17 protein-coding genes are annotated in these 14815 nt (G+C 66.2%); 15 read left to right on the forward strand and 2 right to left on the reverse strand.

The genetic code is table 11. From position 1 onward, the window contains the following. The first annotated feature begins 63 nt into the window (after positions 1 to 63). From MLE18_RS04310 to MLE18_RS04380, 15 genes are all read left to right on the forward strand, one after another. Complete coding sequence (locus MLE18_RS04310; protein WP_243367640.1) at positions 64 to 507, forward strand: Fur family transcriptional regulator; 444 nt, start codon at positions 64 to 66, stop codon at positions 505 to 507. 91 nt (positions 508 to 598) lie between these two features. Further along, on the forward strand, positions 599 to 1093 hold the full coding sequence (locus MLE18_RS04315) for a rubrerythrin family protein (protein WP_243367642.1): 495 nt from the start codon (positions 599 to 601) through the stop codon (positions 1091 to 1093). Between the two features lie 28 nt (positions 1094 to 1121). Further along, entirely contained in the window at positions 1122 to 1280 is a 159-nt protein-coding gene (locus MLE18_RS04320) for a rubredoxin (protein WP_243367644.1), read from the forward strand. A 138-nt stretch (positions 1281 to 1418) separates the two neighbouring features. After that, positions 1419 to 1733: a cupin domain-containing protein gene (locus MLE18_RS04325; RefSeq protein ID WP_243368002.1), complete on the forward strand. Its 315-nt coding sequence runs from the start codon at positions 1419 to 1421 to the stop codon at positions 1731 to 1733. A gap of 376 nt (positions 1734 to 2109) precedes the next feature. Next, positions 2110 to 3375: a phenylacetate--CoA ligase family protein gene (locus MLE18_RS04330; RefSeq protein WP_243367646.1), complete on the forward strand. Its 1266-nt coding sequence runs from the start codon at positions 2110 to 2112 to the stop codon at positions 3373 to 3375. Further along, positions 3366 to 4601 carry a ChaN family lipoprotein gene (locus MLE18_RS04335; RefSeq protein WP_243367648.1) on the forward strand — a complete coding sequence of 412 codons (1236 nt, stop codon included), beginning with the start codon at positions 3366 to 3368 and terminating at the stop codon, positions 4599 to 4601. Before MLE18_RS04330 ends, MLE18_RS04335 begins: the two co-directional genes overlap by 10 nt. Further along, complete coding sequence (gene mutM / locus MLE18_RS04340; protein WP_243367650.1) at positions 4601 to 5416, forward strand: bifunctional DNA-formamidopyrimidine glycosylase/DNA-(apurinic or apyrimidinic site) lyase; 816 nt, start codon at positions 4601 to 4603, stop codon at positions 5414 to 5416. Before MLE18_RS04335 ends, mutM begins: the two co-directional genes overlap by 1 nt. Positions 5417 to 5544: 128 nt before the next feature. Continuing rightward, entirely contained in the window at positions 5545 to 6462 is a 918-nt protein-coding gene (locus MLE18_RS04345; protein WP_243367652.1) for a tetratricopeptide repeat protein, read from the forward strand. Positions 6463 to 6595: 133 nt separating this feature from the next. Beyond that, the gene (locus tag MLE18_RS04350) at positions 6596 to 6745 is read left to right on the forward strand and encodes a hypothetical protein (RefSeq protein WP_243367654.1); all 150 of its coding nucleotides are present in this window, start codon (positions 6596 to 6598) and stop codon (positions 6743 to 6745) included. A 195-nt stretch (positions 6746 to 6940) separates the two neighbouring features. Further along, entirely contained in the window at positions 6941 to 7561 is a 621-nt protein-coding gene (locus tag MLE18_RS04355; protein ID WP_243367656.1) for a Maf family protein, read from the forward strand. 10 nt (positions 7562 to 7571) lie between these two features. After that, the gene (locus MLE18_RS04360) at positions 7572 to 8885 is read left to right on the forward strand and encodes a hypothetical protein (protein ID WP_243367658.1); all 1314 of its coding nucleotides are present in this window, start codon (positions 7572 to 7574) and stop codon (positions 8883 to 8885) included. Positions 8886 to 8907: 22 nt separating this feature from the next. Continuing rightward, positions 8908 to 9372 (forward strand): phosphatidylglycerophosphatase A family protein, encoded by a 465-nt coding sequence (locus MLE18_RS04365; RefSeq protein WP_243367661.1) that lies wholly within the window; start codon positions 8908 to 8910, stop codon positions 9370 to 9372. 382 nt (positions 9373 to 9754) lie between these two features. Beyond that, on the forward strand, positions 9755 to 11482 hold the full coding sequence (locus MLE18_RS04370) for an aldehyde ferredoxin oxidoreductase family protein (RefSeq protein WP_243367662.1): 1728 nt from the start codon (positions 9755 to 9757) through the stop codon (positions 11480 to 11482). A gap of 84 nt (positions 11483 to 11566) precedes the next feature. Then, positions 11567 to 11800, forward strand: coding sequence for a MoaD/ThiS family protein (locus MLE18_RS04375; protein ID WP_336605560.1), 234 nt, complete (start codon positions 11567 to 11569; stop codon positions 11798 to 11800). After that, positions 11797 to 12663: a ThiF family adenylyltransferase gene (locus MLE18_RS04380; protein ID WP_243367664.1), complete on the forward strand. Its 867-nt coding sequence runs from the start codon at positions 11797 to 11799 to the stop codon at positions 12661 to 12663. Before MLE18_RS04375 ends, MLE18_RS04380 begins: the two co-directional genes overlap by 4 nt. 370 nt (positions 12664 to 13033) lie before the next feature. On the opposite strand, the gene MLE18_RS04385 is transcribed toward MLE18_RS04380, so the two are convergent. Together MLE18_RS04385 and MLE18_RS04390 are read right to left on the reverse strand one after the other, a co-directional pair. Continuing rightward, the gene (locus tag MLE18_RS04385) at positions 13034 to 14389 is read right to left on the reverse strand and encodes a dihydrolipoyl dehydrogenase family protein (protein ID WP_243367666.1); all 1356 of its coding nucleotides are present in this window, start codon (positions 14387 to 14389) and stop codon (positions 13034 to 13036) included. 115 nt (positions 14390 to 14504) lie between these two features. Beyond that, positions 14505 to 14801: a hypothetical protein gene (locus MLE18_RS04390; protein ID WP_243367668.1), complete on the reverse strand. Its 297-nt coding sequence runs from the start codon at positions 14799 to 14801 to the stop codon at positions 14505 to 14507. Positions 14802 to 14815 lie beyond the last annotated feature (14 nt).

Below are 14815 nucleotides of genomic sequence, written 5' to 3' on the forward strand. Positions count from 1 at the left end.
AGGGTATTGAAACTAGAAAATGTCCATAGCGAGGTACATATGCTCCAGGCTCCGGCTGTTCCTATGGATTTCGACTCCGCACTGGAACGGTTCAAGGGGATTTCTCAGGAAAAAGGGCTCCGGCTCACGCACCAGCGCCTGGAAATCCTGCGAGAGCTCGTAGCCGCCAAGGACCACCCCAGCGCGGAGACCGTGTTCGGGCGCGTCCGCAAGCGGTTGCCCACCATCTCGCTGGATACGGTGTACAGGACGCTCTCCACCTTCGACGAGGTGGGGCTCATCATGCGTGTCCCCGTCACCGGCGATCAGGGCCGTTTCGATGCGGATACCAGCCCGCACCACCACTTTGTCTGTTCGCGTTGCAAGTCCATCTACGACTTTCTCTGGGACGAGTTCGACAGTCTGGAACTCCCCGAGAATTCGAAGGCCCTGGGCCGCGTGGACGACAGGCGCGTGGTGATTCGCGGTGTCTGCGAGAAGTGCTCGGCTGACGGGATAACGAACTAATTTAGTATGGTTTGTTGGCCGTCTAAGAGTTTTGCCTAGTTTTTAATTAGGAATTTTTCTTACAACGTAACATTACTGATTAGGAGTCCATATGTCTAATTCGGAGAAAAATCTCAAGGAAGCTTTTGCCGGCGAATCCCAGGCCAATCGCAAATATCTCGCCTTCGCCAAGCAGGCCGAGAAAGAGGGCTTGCATCAGGTCGCCAAGCTGTTCCGCGCCGCCGCCGAGGCCGAAACCGTTCACGCCCACACCCACCTGCAGGTGCTCAAGGGCGTTGGCAGCACCGCCGACAACCTCAAGGCCGCAGTCGAGGGCGAGACCTTCGAGTTCCAGAACATGTACCCCCAGATGATCGAGCAGGCCATCGCCGAGGGCAACAAGCAGGCCGAGCGCGCCTTCCGCTACGCCAACGAGGTTGAGAAAATCCACGCCGCCCTGTACGAGAAAGCTCTGGCCGACCCCGCCGGGCTCAAGGAGACCGAATACTATATCTGCTCCGTGTGCGGTTACACCTGCGAAGACCACGCCCCGGACAAGTGCCCTGTGTGCAACGCCGTGGCCAAGGCCTTCTACACCGTCGGCTAGCCCGTAGCCGGAGCGCCAGGAGGTTCGGATGGACAAGTGGGAATGCCCTTGCGGCTACGTGTACGACCCTGAAGAGGGCGATTTCGAGAACAATGTGAAGCCCGACACTCCCTGGGAGGATCTCCCCGAGGAGTGGGTTTGCCCCAAATGCCTTGCGGAGAAGGAATTCTTCGAGAAGGTGGAGTAGGGCGCAGCCCTTGGTGACGAAGCCCCCGGTTCCCGGGGGCTTTTTTTATCGCCTGGCCGCCCTGCGTCCTCGACGGGGGGGCCTGCATGCACTATGATCGGGCTATAGTGCCACTTTTACCACTGGAGATCCGCCATGATGAAGAAGACTGCGATTTTCGAGGGCGCCAAGTTCACGGACCTCACCTTTCACAGCGCGCTCATTCACGATTCGGAATTCTTCAAGATCATCAATTTCAACTTCAAGGCGGGGCAATCGATGCCCATCCACTCCCATGAGATCGAGGGACAGCTCTCCATCGTGGTGCTCTCGGGCGAGGGGGAGTTCCTCTCCGAGGACGATTCCATCCCGGCCAAGACCGGCGACATCCTGGTCTCGGACATCAGCGAGCCCCACGGCATCCACGCCATCACGGACATGCGCGTGCTGGTGACCATCGCCCCGCCCATCTGATTTTCGGGCCGGAAGGGCGTTGCCGCAGGGCCCGTTGCCCAGTCTGGGAAGGCCTCGCGGGTGCTTTACGGCCCGGCCCGGCATATCCGCCCCGGGGGGACCCTTCGGGGCGGGCGCGGCCGGAAGCCTTGACGACGGGGAGCATGATCCTGGGGAATATCCGGCCTGAACGGATTGATTCCCGTTCCCGCCATGTCGCCGCCCCATGCTGCTTTCTCAGGGGAGATGTCCCGCCAGCGCGGCCGGTTATCGCCGGGCCGGAAGCCCCCCTGCGCCCGCGCATGGGCGCAGTTGCTTTTTTTTGCAGGAGGGCTTAGGAAAACCTTCTTTTTATGCTGAAATGCGGCAATCCCGCTGCTAGATTAAGGAGCGCTCCATGACCCGCAAGGACCGGACCGAAGGCATTTACTCCCGCCGGGAGGTGCTGGATGAATCCGAACGTCGCCAATATTACCAGATCCAGCTCAAGGATCTGCTGAGCTACGCATACCGCTACTCCGAAGACGTCAAGAAGCGCTTCGACCGCGCCCAGTTCCAGGTGGGCAAGTTCAAGCAGCTCTCCGACCTCAAGCACATCCCCATCCTCAAGAAGAAGGAACTCATCTTCCTGCAGTCCATGGGGCCGCGCCTGGGCGGGCTTCTCACCAAGGACCTGGGCGACCTGCGCCGCGTGTTCCTCTCCCCCGGGCCCATCTTCGACCCCGAAGACCGCGAGGACGATTACTGGGGTTGGACCGAGGGCTTCTACGCCACGGGTTTCCGTTCCGGCGACGTGGTCCAGGTGTCCTTCAACTACCACCTGACCCCCGCGGGCCTGATGTTCGAGGAGCCGCTGCGCAACCTCGGCTGCGCCGTGATGCCCGCGGGCCCCGGCAACTCCGCCACCCAGCTGGAGATCATGCAGAAGCTGCGCGTCACCGGCTACGTCGGCACGCCCAGCTACCTGATGCACCTGGCCCAGAAGGGCGAGGAGTCGGGCATGAACCTCCGCAAGGACCTCTTCCTGGAAGTGGCCTTCGTCACGGGCGAGAAGTTCTCCGAGAAGATGCGCGCCAACCTGGAGAAGAAGTTCGACCTGATCATGCGCCAGGGCTACGGCACGGCGGACGTGGGCTGCATCGGCTACGAGTGCTTCCAGAAGAACGGACTGCACATCGCCAACCGCGCCTTCGTGGAGATCTGCCACCCCGACACCGGCATCCCCCTGAAGGACGGCGAAGTGGGCGAGATCGTGGTCACGGCCTTCAACAAGACCTACCCCCTGATCCGCCTGGCCACCGGCGACCTCTCCTACATCGACCGCGCGCCGTGCTCCTGCGGGCGCACCTCGCCTCGCCTGGGCAACATCGTGGGCCGCGTGGACACCACCGCCCGCATCAAGGGCATGTTCGTGTACCCGCACCAGGTGGAGCAGGTCATCTCCCGCTTCGAGGAGATCAAGCGCTGGCAGATCGAGGTCACCAACCCCGGCGGCATCGACGAGATGACGCTGCTCATCGAGGCCAGCAACTTCAAGCGCGAAGACGAGCTGCTGCACATGTTCCGCGAGAAGATCAAGCTGCGCCCCGAACTCAAGGTGCTGGCGCCGGGCACGCTGCCCGCGCAGATCCGGCCCATCGAGGACAAGCGCAAGTGGGATTAGCCCGAAACCTTACGCTGGCCGCCCTCTGGGCGGCCATGCTTTTTTCTCCCATGGGGTGCAAGCGCTACAGCGACCTCTCGCCTGAAAAGGCCGCCGCCGCTCCGGCCGCCTTCGAGCCGGGCCAGTTCCTCGACGCGCAGGGCGCGCCCCTGACCCCAGAGGAACTGGCGGAGAAGGCCGCCGGGGCCGCGTACGTGCTCGTCGGCGAGAGCCACCCCTATCCTTGCGACCACCTGGCCCAGGCCCGGGTGCTCGAGGCCATGAGCCGGGCCGGAGCGCCGCCCGTGGTGGGCCTGGAGATGGTCAGCCTGGACCGTCAGGGCGTCCTGGACCGCTTCAACGCAGGCGAGTTCGGAGTGGACGACCTGCCCGCCGCCCTGGACTGGGACAAGACCTGGGGGCACCCCTTCGAGGCCTACCGCCCCGTGTTCGAGGCGGCCAGGAATCTCGGCCTGCCGCTCTACGCCCTGAACGCCCCGCGCGAGGTGGCCCGCAAGACGGGCAAGTTGGGACTCAAGGGCCTGAGCGCGGAGGAGCGGCAGGGCCTCCCGGAGAAGATCATACCGGTCTCCGGCGCCCAGCGCGCCGAGCTGCGCGAGATTTTCGATTCCCACCCCTTCGGCAAGCCCAAGGAGGCCAAGGCCGCCTGGAAGAGCTTCCTGACCGTGCAGGCCCTCTGGGACACCACAATGGCTTACAGGGCCGTTCAGGCCCGCCGCATCTGGGACAGGCCCGTGGCCATTCTGGCCGGGGGCGGGCACGTGGAGCGCGGCTGGGGCATCGCCTCCAGGCTGGCGGCCTACGATCCCAAGGGCGCGAGGCTCTTGATTATGCCCTGGCGCGGCAACGGCCAGCCCGACCCTGCCGAGGCCGGGTTCTTCGCCTTCTGCCCCGAGCCGCCCCGGCGCCCGCGCATCGGCGTGGCCCTGGAGACCGTCGAGGGAGGGCTCTCGGTCACGGCGGTGGACCAGGGCTCCAAGGCGGACGCCGCCGGGGTCCGCCCCGGCGACCTGCTGGTCAAGGCCCAGGGCGAGCAGCTGAGAACCGTCAAGGACCTTCACGCCGCGGCCTTGCGCGCCCTGGAGCAGGGCGGCACCCTGGTGCTTGAGATCGGGCGCGACGGCGGCAGCGTGGAGATCGACATCCCCCTCGTCCAGCCCCAGGACCAGCCCCAGGACCAGCCCCAAGTCCAGCCCAAGGGCCGGGTGGACGCGCCGGGGTCCTGATGCCCGAACTTCCCGAGGTCGAAACCATCGCCAGGGGGCTCGACCCCCTGCTGCGCGGCGCCGTGCTTGAGGGGCTCACCGTGCTGGACCGCCGGGCCTTTCCCGGCAACGGCAAGGCCTTCCTGCGCGAGTTGGCGGGCAGGCGCATCGAGGCGGTCTCCCGGCGGGGCAAGCTGTGCCTTCTCGAGATGGAGGGAGGAGGGCGCATCGCCTTCCATCTGCGCATGACCGGGCGGCTCTACGTGCCCGAACCGGGGGCGCCGCACGAGCGGCACCTGCGGCTGATCCTGCATCTGGCGGACGGGCGCGGCCTGCATTTCTCCGACACGCGGCGCTTCGGCTCCTGCCACGGGTTCGGGCCTGGCGGCATCGAGAAGTGGGACTTCTACGCCTCCCTGGGCCCCGAGCCCCTGACCCTCGCGGACGAGGGATTCGACGCGGCCCTGGGCCAGCGCAGGGGCAACATCAAGGCCCTCCTGCTGGACCAGCGCGTGCTGGCGGGCATCGGCAACATCTACGCTGACGAGGCCCTGTTCCTGGCGGGGATCAGGCCCCAGGCCCGCGCGGACCTGCTGGAGGCCCCCAGGCGCAAGGCCCTGCTGGCCGCCCTCAAGGACGTCCTTTCCAGGGCTATCGCGGCAGGAGGCAGCACCATCAGGGATTACCGCACCGCCCACGGCGTGGAAGGCGCATTCCAGTGGGATTTCAAGGTGTACGGACGCGCCGGGCAGCCCTGCGCCGTCTGCGGGGCCACTCTCATGGGCGGCCGCGTGGCCGGGCGATCCACCACGTTCTGCCCCGTCTGCCAGCGCTGAAAGCTGGTTACATGAATTATTCTTCACGATTGGATTCCGCGGGGATGCTTGCCCAGGTGTGCCTAAGGCGCTAGTGTCCGGCCTGCGGCACGGAGCCGCGGCAACCGACTTGGACAGCGGACGTACCAATGCGCCGAATCTACAGCATATTAAGCATAATCATCATCTTGGTCCTGGCCTGCGGCATCCCCGGAGTCTCGGCTAAAAACGACCCGAGCAATGCCGCAGGGAAACCCGGCGGCAAGACCTCCAAATCCGAGGCCAAACCGGGCGACAAAACCTCCTCGAAGGACCCGAAGGCCAGCGGCAAGCCCGCCCCCAAGGACGCCAAGGCCGGAGGCAAACCCGCCTCCAAGGATGCCAAGGCCGCCCCGAAGGATGCCAAATCCTCAGGGGCCAAGAGCTCCAAGGGGCATGACGCCGGCAAGTCGAAGTCCGGCAAGTCCAAGAAAGAGGCCAAACGGCACAAGCATCCTGCGGTGGTGCAGTCCAACGCCGAGGCCGTGCGCAACGCCGAGGAGGCCTTGCGCACCACCGAGGGGAAGCCCCCTGCGGCCGCCTCTTCCGCGCAGCAACAGCAGCAGGTCTCGTCCCCCGCTCAGGACGCCTACGAGAAAGGGATGGAGCTGGGCCGCCAGAACAACTACGCCCAGGCGGTGGACAAGTTCGACTCCGCGATCAAGCTCGACCCCAAGAACGCCAGCTACTATGCAGGGCGCGGGCATGCCAACTTCATGCTCAACAAGCTGGACAAGGCCCTGGACGACTACAACAAGTGCATCGCCATCAATTCACAGGACACGCTGGCGATGATGATGCGCGGCCACACCTATTACAAAATGGGCTCCTTTTCCAAGGCCATCGACGAATACGACAGGGCGATCAAGCAGGGCTACACCGACGCCGAGGTATACAAGGGGCGCGGGGCTGCTTATCTGAAACTCAACCAGCCGACCAAAATGTGCCCGGATCTCAAGACGGCCTGCGAAAAGGGCGACTGCGAGATGTGGGAGAACGCCAAAAGAAGCGGCGTCTGTTCGGAATAGCTTGCCAGCAAAACGGCTTTGACGGTTCAGGCGCGGGCTGTTCTCGCGCCTTTTTTCTTCTCCGGCGTGGGCCGGGGGCGCTGTGGGGCTGGACCCGAAAGGGGCGGCCACCGCGGCCGGGAAGGGTAACAACGTGAGTATGTACGTATTTTGGGGTGTGGTCATCCTGCTCTGCTTCTATCTGGGGGCCAGGCTGACTTTTCAGACACGCGAGAAAAAGAAGAACATGCTTGGCATCAACTTCGAGAAGGCCAAACAGCGGGAGGCCAAGAAGCGGGCCTGATCCGCTCCTTCGCCCATCATCGGGCCCTCCCCTGCTGCCGAAGATGACCACGCGGCGGCCCGTACGGGCCGCCGCTTTTTTATTCATTCGCGCCAATGGTGCGGCGTCCGGGCCAACGCGATATTGACCCATCCGGCGACGTGGGCTAGGCGAGGCGGGATACGCAACACCCAACCCCCCGGAGTGACAGCAGCAATGACCGGCGCCTTCGCGAATACTGCGGATATCGTCCTGGCCTCGGCCTCACCCAGACGCAGGGAGCTGCTGGCCTCCACGGGCGTTGCCTTCGACGTGGTCGTCTCCGCCGTTGAGGAGCCCGCGCCTGAGGAGGGGGAGACCCCCGGCGGCTACGCCCTGCGCCTGGCCTGCCTCAAGGCCCGCGACGTGGCCCGGATTCGCCCCGGGGCCTTCGTGCTGGGCGCGGACACCGTGGTGGCCGTGGGGGAGCACATCCTGGGCAAGCCAGTGGACGAGGCCGACGCCGCGCGCATGATCGGCCTGCTGGCCGGGCGCGAACATACCGTGGTCACGGCCTGCTGCCTGCTGGGGCCGGGCGGCGAGGCCGTCTGGGCCGAGCCAGTGAGCACCCGGGTGCGCTTCGGCCCGCTCACCCCCCAGACCATCGCCTCCTACGCGGCCACGGGGGAATCCCTGGACAAGGCCGGAGGCTATGCTATCCAGGGGCTGGGAGGGTTCATGATCGAGTCCATCACCGGGTCCTACTCGAACGTGGTGGGCCTGCCTCTGTCGGAAACGGTGCACGCCCTGGCCCTGGCCGGGGCCATCTGTCCGCGCCGGACCTGCGGGCAGGAGTGATCCACGCCGCATGAGCGCCGACCTGTCTTCCGCCTCCCGCCTGTCGCCCCCTGAAGGGCTCCTCGGCCTGGTGCAGGCGCTGGCCTTCAACGCCTGCCTGATCGCCGCTCTGGCCAGCGTGGCGCTCTCCGTCTACGGCAAGGACCGCTTCTGGCCCCCCCTCAAGGGCGACGGCGTAGGCTATTACGCCTACCTGCCCTCGCTGCTGCTGGACCACGACCCGGCCATGCGGGCCTTCACGGCCAAGCTGGACCCCTCCCGGCTGGAGGATTTCGGGCTGAGGCCCAATCCCGCGGGAAACGGCCACTACACCAAGTATCCCCTGGGCACGGCCCTGCTGATGCTGCCCGGCTTCATGGCCGCGACCCTGCTGGCTTGGCTGGGCGGACGCCCCCTGGACGGCCTGAGCGCCCCCTACATGCACATGCTCGTCTGGTCCGCAGCCCTCTACGCCTGGGCGGGAATGAATTTGCTCTTCGCGGCGCTGCGGCGGCGCAACGGCCCCCTGGCGGCCTTCGCCGCCTGCCTGGCCTGCCTGCTGGGCACCGGCTTCCTGTTCTATGCCGCCTATTTCGTGAGCATGTCCCACGTTTATTCGTTCTTCCTGGTGGCGCTGCTGCTCTGGCTGCTCACCTTCAAGGGCGCTGAGGCGCTGCCCGCCATGGCCCTGACCCTGGGGCTCGTGGCCGTGACCAGGCCCACCAACGTCACGGTGGCCATCCTGCTTGCGCCCATGCTCTGGGGCCAGTTCGGCCAGCTGCTGCGGCGTCCCGGCAGGCTGGCGCTGTCCGCCATCCTGTTCGCGGCCCCGGTCATCCTGCAGATGGCCTACTGGAAGCTGGCCTGCGGCTCCTTCCTGTTCTACGCCTACAGCCACGAGACCTTCAATTTCCTGCGCCCCCACCTGGCGGAAGTGCTCTGGGGCCTGCACCGGGGCCTGTTCGTGTTCAGCCCGGTGCTGCTCTTCGCCCTGCTCGGGCACCTGCTCGGCCTCAAGCGCGACGCATTTTTCAGCGCCTGCTGTCTGGCCCTGTTCGCGTGCAACGCCTGGGTCATCGCCTCCTGGCATGACTGGACCTACGGCTACGCCTTCGGCATGCGCCCGTTCGTGGATTTTCTGCCCGTGTTCGCACTGGGCATCGCCGCCTTCGTGCAGGCCATGGCAGCCACCCAGTGGCTCTACCTGAGCTTCTTCATCATGCTGGCCATGTGCTACTACACCATGTCCCTGATGATCGTGGGCATCTACGACATCCTGAACCTGCACGGCTTCACCCTGATCGACTTCCTGCTCAGCTTCATCCAGGTCTGGTACTGGCGCTGACCCGCCCCGAGGAGAGAACCGCATGAGCTTCACCGACCGCACCGCCGTCGCCTTCGCCTCCCTCGGGCCGCTGGGCCGCATGCCCGCCTCCGGCACCGTCGGCTCCCTCGCGGCCATGCTCGCCGCGCCCTGGCTGTTCCTGGACGCGTCATTCACGGCCCGGCTGTGCATCCTGGCGCTCGTGTTCCTGGGGGGAGGGCTGGCCTGCGACGTGGCCGAGCGCGTCACCTGCCGCAAGGACCCCGGCATCTGCATCATTGACGAGGTGCTCGGGCAGTGGCTGGCCTACCTGTGCTTCCCGGCCCTGAGCGTGCGTCAGCTGGTGCTGGGCTTCGTGCTGTTCCGCATCTTCGACATCGCCAAGCCCTGGCCGGTGCGCGCCTCGGAAAACTGGCTGCCCGGAGGCTTCGGAGTGATGCTGGACGACGTTCTGGCCGGTGTTTACGCCGGATTGTGCCTGGCCATCCTGCTCTGGATGGGGGCCTGAGCACCGCGTGAACAGATTGTAACAGTTTTTTTTCCCTCCCCGGCCGGGTGCCCGGCCGGGGCGGGAGCGCCGCCTCCCCCGTGGAGGGCTTCCGCAGTTTCATCAACGATAATAGCTTATTGCCTGCCACACGCGGCCTCGATTCGCAGGCCTGTCCCCCACCTTCCGCGAGTCAATGTGACCCATTTCAAAAATGTAGGACTTACCCTTTTGTCGTCCCTGTGTCCTTATGACTCTTATGCCATAAGTGGCATAAATTGACAGAATAATTCATCTTTATAAAGCTGCGCCACCAGATGAGCTGTTCCTTCTTCCCCGTTGCGGAACCAGGAGCAGTCACGGTTCCTCAACGCGACACACCATAAAACCGGAGGGAAGCCGCATGTCCCGTCTTCTGCGTATCGACACCAGCAAACAGACGTATTCTTTCGATTCCATGGGCGATTACGAAGGTCTCGGCGGCCGCGCGCTCAGCTCGCGCCTGGTCAGCCGCGAGGTTCCTCCCACCTGCCACCCCCTGGGCGCCAAGAACAAGCTCGTGCTGGCCACCGGCATGGTCTCCGGCCGCCCGGCCGGTTCCTCCGGCCGCCTCTCCGTGGGCGCAAAATCCCCGCTGACCGGCGGCATCAAGGAATCCAACGTCGGCGGCACTTTCGCGCAGCGGCTGGCGCGGCTGGACCTGATGGGCGTCGTGCTCGAGGGCAAGCCCGCTGCCGACTCCGCCCCCGTGACCATCATCATCGGCAAGAACGACGTGACCTTCGAGGATGCGTCCGACCTGCGCTACCTGGGCACCTATGAAACCGTGAAGCGCCTGATGGCCAAGCACGGCGAAAAGGCTTCCGTGCTGTGCGTCGGGCCCGCAGGCGACACCTGCCGCCAGAACGCCTCCATCCAGGTGGCCGACCCCAACGGCCGTCCGGCCCGCGCCGCCGGCCGCGGCGGCATGGGCGCCGTGATGGGCTCCAAGGGCGTCAAGGCCGTGGTGATCGTCGAATCCGGCACTTCCCCCAATATCGCCGACAAGGAGGCCTTCAAGGCCGCGGCCAAGCGCTGGGTCGAGATCATCAAGGGCCACCCCGTCACCGCCGAAGCCCTGCCCAACCTGGGCACCGCCGTGCTGGTGAACATCCTCAACGAGGCGGGCGGCCTGCCCACCAAGAACTTCCGCTCCGGCCGCTTCGACAACGCGGGCGAGATCAGCGGCGAGAAGATCGCCGAGCTCATCAAGGCGCGCGGCGGCGAAGTGAAGGAAGGCTGCCACGCGGGCTGCATCATCCAGTGCTCCCAGGCCTTCCACGACAAGCAGGGCAAGTACCTCACCAGCGGCTTCGAATACGAGACCGTGTGGGCCTTCGGCTCCAACATCCTGGTGAAGGACATCGACGACATCGCCATGCTCGACCACCTCTGCGACGACCTGGGCCTCGACACCATCGAGACCGGCAACGCCATGGCCATGGCCATGGAGGCCGGCCTTGTGGCCTGGGGCGACGGCAAGGGCGCCATCGAGCTGCTCAAGAGCGTCTACGATCCCAAGAACGCCATGGGCCGCATCATGGGCGGCGGCGCCAACTACGTGGCCCAGGCCTATGGCATCGACCGCGTGCCCGTGGTCAAGAACCAGGCCATGCCCGCCTACGATCCCCGCGCGGTCAAGGGCGTTGGCATCACCTACGCCACCACCCCCATGGGCGCCGACCACACCGCCGGCTACTCCGTGGCCCAGAACATCCTGGGCGTCGGCGGCAGCGTCAACCCGCTGACCAAGGACGGCCAGGTGGAGCTCTCCAAGGCCCTGCAGATCGCCACGGCGGCCATCGACGCCAGCGGCTTCTGCCTGTTCGTGGCCTTCCCCGTGCTGGACACCCCCGACGGCGTGGAGTGCATGGCCAACATGATCCAGGCCGCCTACGGCAAGCCCTTCACCGTTGATGACTTCCTGAACCTGGGCAAGACCATCCTGAAGGACGAGTTCGCCTTCAACGCCGCCGCTGGCTTCACCGCCGCCCACGACCAGCTGCCCGAGTTCATGGCCGAGTCCCTGCCGCCCCACAACGTCAACTGGGACTTCACCACCGAGGAAATGCAGTCCGTCAAGGATCTCTAAGCCATCCCTTTACTCCTGGGGCGTCCCGCGTGTAGGATGCCCCAGGAACCTCACTTCGAACCGGGCGGGCCCAGGCCCGCCCTTATGAACGCCATGCCCATAACCGTGAACTGCTTCGCCACCCTGGCCCCGTATTCCCCGCCGGGCGGGCAGATGGATATCGCCCCCGGCATGACCGCAGGGAAGCTCGTCGACCTGCTGGGCATCCCCCGCGACGGCGTGAAGATCCTCTTCGTCAACGGCCTGCGCGTCGATCTGGACACACCCCTCAAGGACGGCGACCGGGTGGGCATGTTCCCGGCCGTGGCCGGGGGATGAACGCCGACCCGGGCCGGACCCTCGACGATCTGGCCGAATCCGCCTCCATACCGGACGGCAGGCCCATCCGCACACTTAGCCCCCGCGCCGTGCGCAGCGCCGCCCACCTGCTGGGCCTCACCCTGCGTGAGGCTGAGATCCTGGCCCTTGAACGGGGGATCATCCCCGTCCGCTACCTCCGCAATTTCAACACATTGGACTGCACGGCCCAGGCCGCGCTGCTGCGCACGCGCGTGGCCCTGGTGGGCCTTGGCGGCCTTGGCGGCCCCCTGCTGGAAGGGCTGGCCCGCCTGGGGTTCGGCATCGTGCGTGCGGCCGACCACGACGTGTTTGAACCCTCCAACCTCAACCGGCAGCTGCTGGCCACCGGGGCCAGCCTGGGCCTGCCCAAGGCGCGGGCAGCGGCCCAGCGCGTGGAGGACGTGAACCCCGCCGTGGAGCTCAGCGTGCGCCAGCTGTTCGTTGACGAGGCCGGTTTCGTTGAATTTTTTCAGGACGCCGACATTGCCTTGGACGCTCTGGGCGGCATGGCCAGCCGCCCTGCGGCCCTGCGCGGCGCGGCACTGGCGGGCGTCCCGATGGTGACGGCCAGCGTGGCCGGATGGACGGCCATGGCGGCCACCGTGCTGCCCGGCGGCCCCGGCCCGGCGGACCTGTTCTGCCCCGGCGGTGAGACGGGCGGACTCTGCGCCGAGGATCATCTGGGCTGCCTGGCCCCGGCCATCAACGTTGCCGTGGGGCTGGTGCTGGCCGAAGCCGTGCGCCTGGCCCTGGGACGGCCCCCGCAGCTGGGCGGGCCGCACGGGCGCATGGTGGCCGTGGACCTGGGCACCATGGGCTGGGACAGGTTCAGCCTGGGGTAGAGCTGGGGAGGGAAGGGGAGGAGCCTCCGGCGGCCAGGGGCGCTGCCCCTGGACCCCGCCAAAGGGAGTTCCTCCCTCTGGACTCCCATGTAGCTTCGCATTGTTTCCAGCCAATATGTCCGGGTTTGACTCCGCAGATCCCTGGACGGCTTTTTCCCAAAAAGGAAGGCTGCCGGGCATGAGCAGCGGCAACCTCTGACAACGCGAAGCTATACAGGATTCCAAAGGAACGAAGTTCCTTTGGCGGGAGAGTCCAGAGAGGGCAGCGCCCTCTCTGGCCGCCGGAGGCTCTTCTCTTCTCCGAAAAAAGAAAGCCCGGCGCGTGCGGTAAGCACGCGCCGGGCTGAATTGCTTCGAGTCGCCTGGGTCGTTAGGCGGCGGGGCCGAGCAGGGCGGCCTTGAGGGCCTCGTCCAGGGTCGGGTGCGGGAAGATGAACTCCTCGCACTGCTTGTGGGTCCAGCCCTGGGAGACGAGCACGGTGCCCAGGGTGGCCAGGGAGGCCACGCCGTGCCCCACGGCCGTCACGCCCACGAGCCTGCCCTCGCCCCACACGCACTTGACCAGCCCCCCCGTGGCTCCGTGGGCCTGGGCGATGGGGTTGGCCACCATCTGCGAACGGGAGATCTTCACATCCATGCCTTCCTCGCGGGCCTGGGCCTCCATGATTCCCACGCGCATGGTCTCGGGCGCGCCGTACATGCAGCCGGGGATGGGGCCGGGCTCGTACGGGTCGGAAAGCTCGCCGGCGAAGTGGCGCACGGCCCACTCGCCCTGGCTGGAGGCGGCGTGCGCCAGCAGGGTGCGGCCGTTGACGTCGCCCACGCAGTAGACCGTGGGCGAGGCCATCAGGTGTTCATCGGTGTGCACCCAGCCCGCGCCTTTGACCTCGGCCCCGAGCATCTCCAGCATCAGGTTGCGGGAGTTGGGAAGGCGCCCCACGGCCAGCAGGCACTTGTCCGCGCCGAACTCGCGGCCGTCCTCCAGCACCAGGCGGGCGCGGCCTGCGGCGTTCTCCAGGGCGGCGATGCGCACGCCGGTGTGGATATCCCAGCCCATGCGCTTGAAGGACTGGTGCAGCGCCTTGGAGACCTCTTCGTCCTCGGAGGGGGCGATGCGGGGCGCGGCCTCGACCAGGGTGATGGCCGATCCGGCCCGGGAGAAGAACTGGGCCAACTCCAGCCCGATGAAGCCCGCGCCGACCACCAGCAGGGACTTGGGCACCTCGCGCAGGCTCAGGATGTCGCCGGAGTTGAGGATGGCGTCATGATCGGCCTTGAGACCGGGGTGGGCGGCCGGGCGGCTGCCCGTGGCCAGGATGCAGCGCTTGTATTCGAAGACCTGGGGCTCGTCGCCCACGGTGACCACGGACTTCACCGCGCCGATCATCTTCAGCTCGCCGCGCACCAGTTGCACGCCCGCCTTGTCCAGGGCGGCGGCCATGGCTTTGCGCGTGGCCTCCAGGTGGCGTTTCTTGCGGTCCACCAGGGCGGGCAGGTCAAGCTGGATTTGCCCTGAGGCGGTCTTCATTTTGACCTGGCCTTCCAGTTCGGCCAGGGATGCAACCGCACCCAGCAGGAACTTGGTCGGGATGCAACCCCAGTTCAGGCAGGAACCGCCCAGATGTTCCTTTTCGACCAGCGTGGTCTTGATGCCGCGTTTGGCGGCGGCCATGGCCGCGTCGTAGCCTGCGGGTCCGCCCCCGACGATGAAGAGATCTGATGGCATGGTGTTCACAGGGTAAGGGTGTACGAATTTTGGATGTGGCCGTCTGTTCGTGGTAGATTGAAGGCCCCGCACAGGGCAAGAAAAATTATGGAGCCGCGCGTAACGACTCCACGGCTCAAACCAGCACGTCCAGGCCTTTCGCGCCGCCGGTGAGTTCGCGCAGAACGATGTCGGGCTCCAGGCGCACGATCAAGAACGCCCGCTCCAGGCCCAGGGCCGCGTCCTGGCTGATGGTGGCCAACAGGCGATGCCCGTCGATCTCAACCCAGGCCAGGCCCGGCTCCTGCCAGGCCACAACGGTGCCGCGCACCTTCTGCCCGGCCCGGTGCGCCATGCGGAAACGGCGGGATCGCTGGGAGTCCTGGCGATTGCCGCCTGACCCGAAGGATGTTCCCTGGCCCTGGATGCGCATGGTCGGTTCCGCTC

It is taken from the genome of Fundidesulfovibrio soli, assembly GCF_022808695.1.
Classification (GTDB): Bacteria; Desulfobacterota; Desulfovibrionia; order Desulfovibrionales; family Desulfovibrionaceae; genus Fundidesulfovibrio; species Fundidesulfovibrio soli.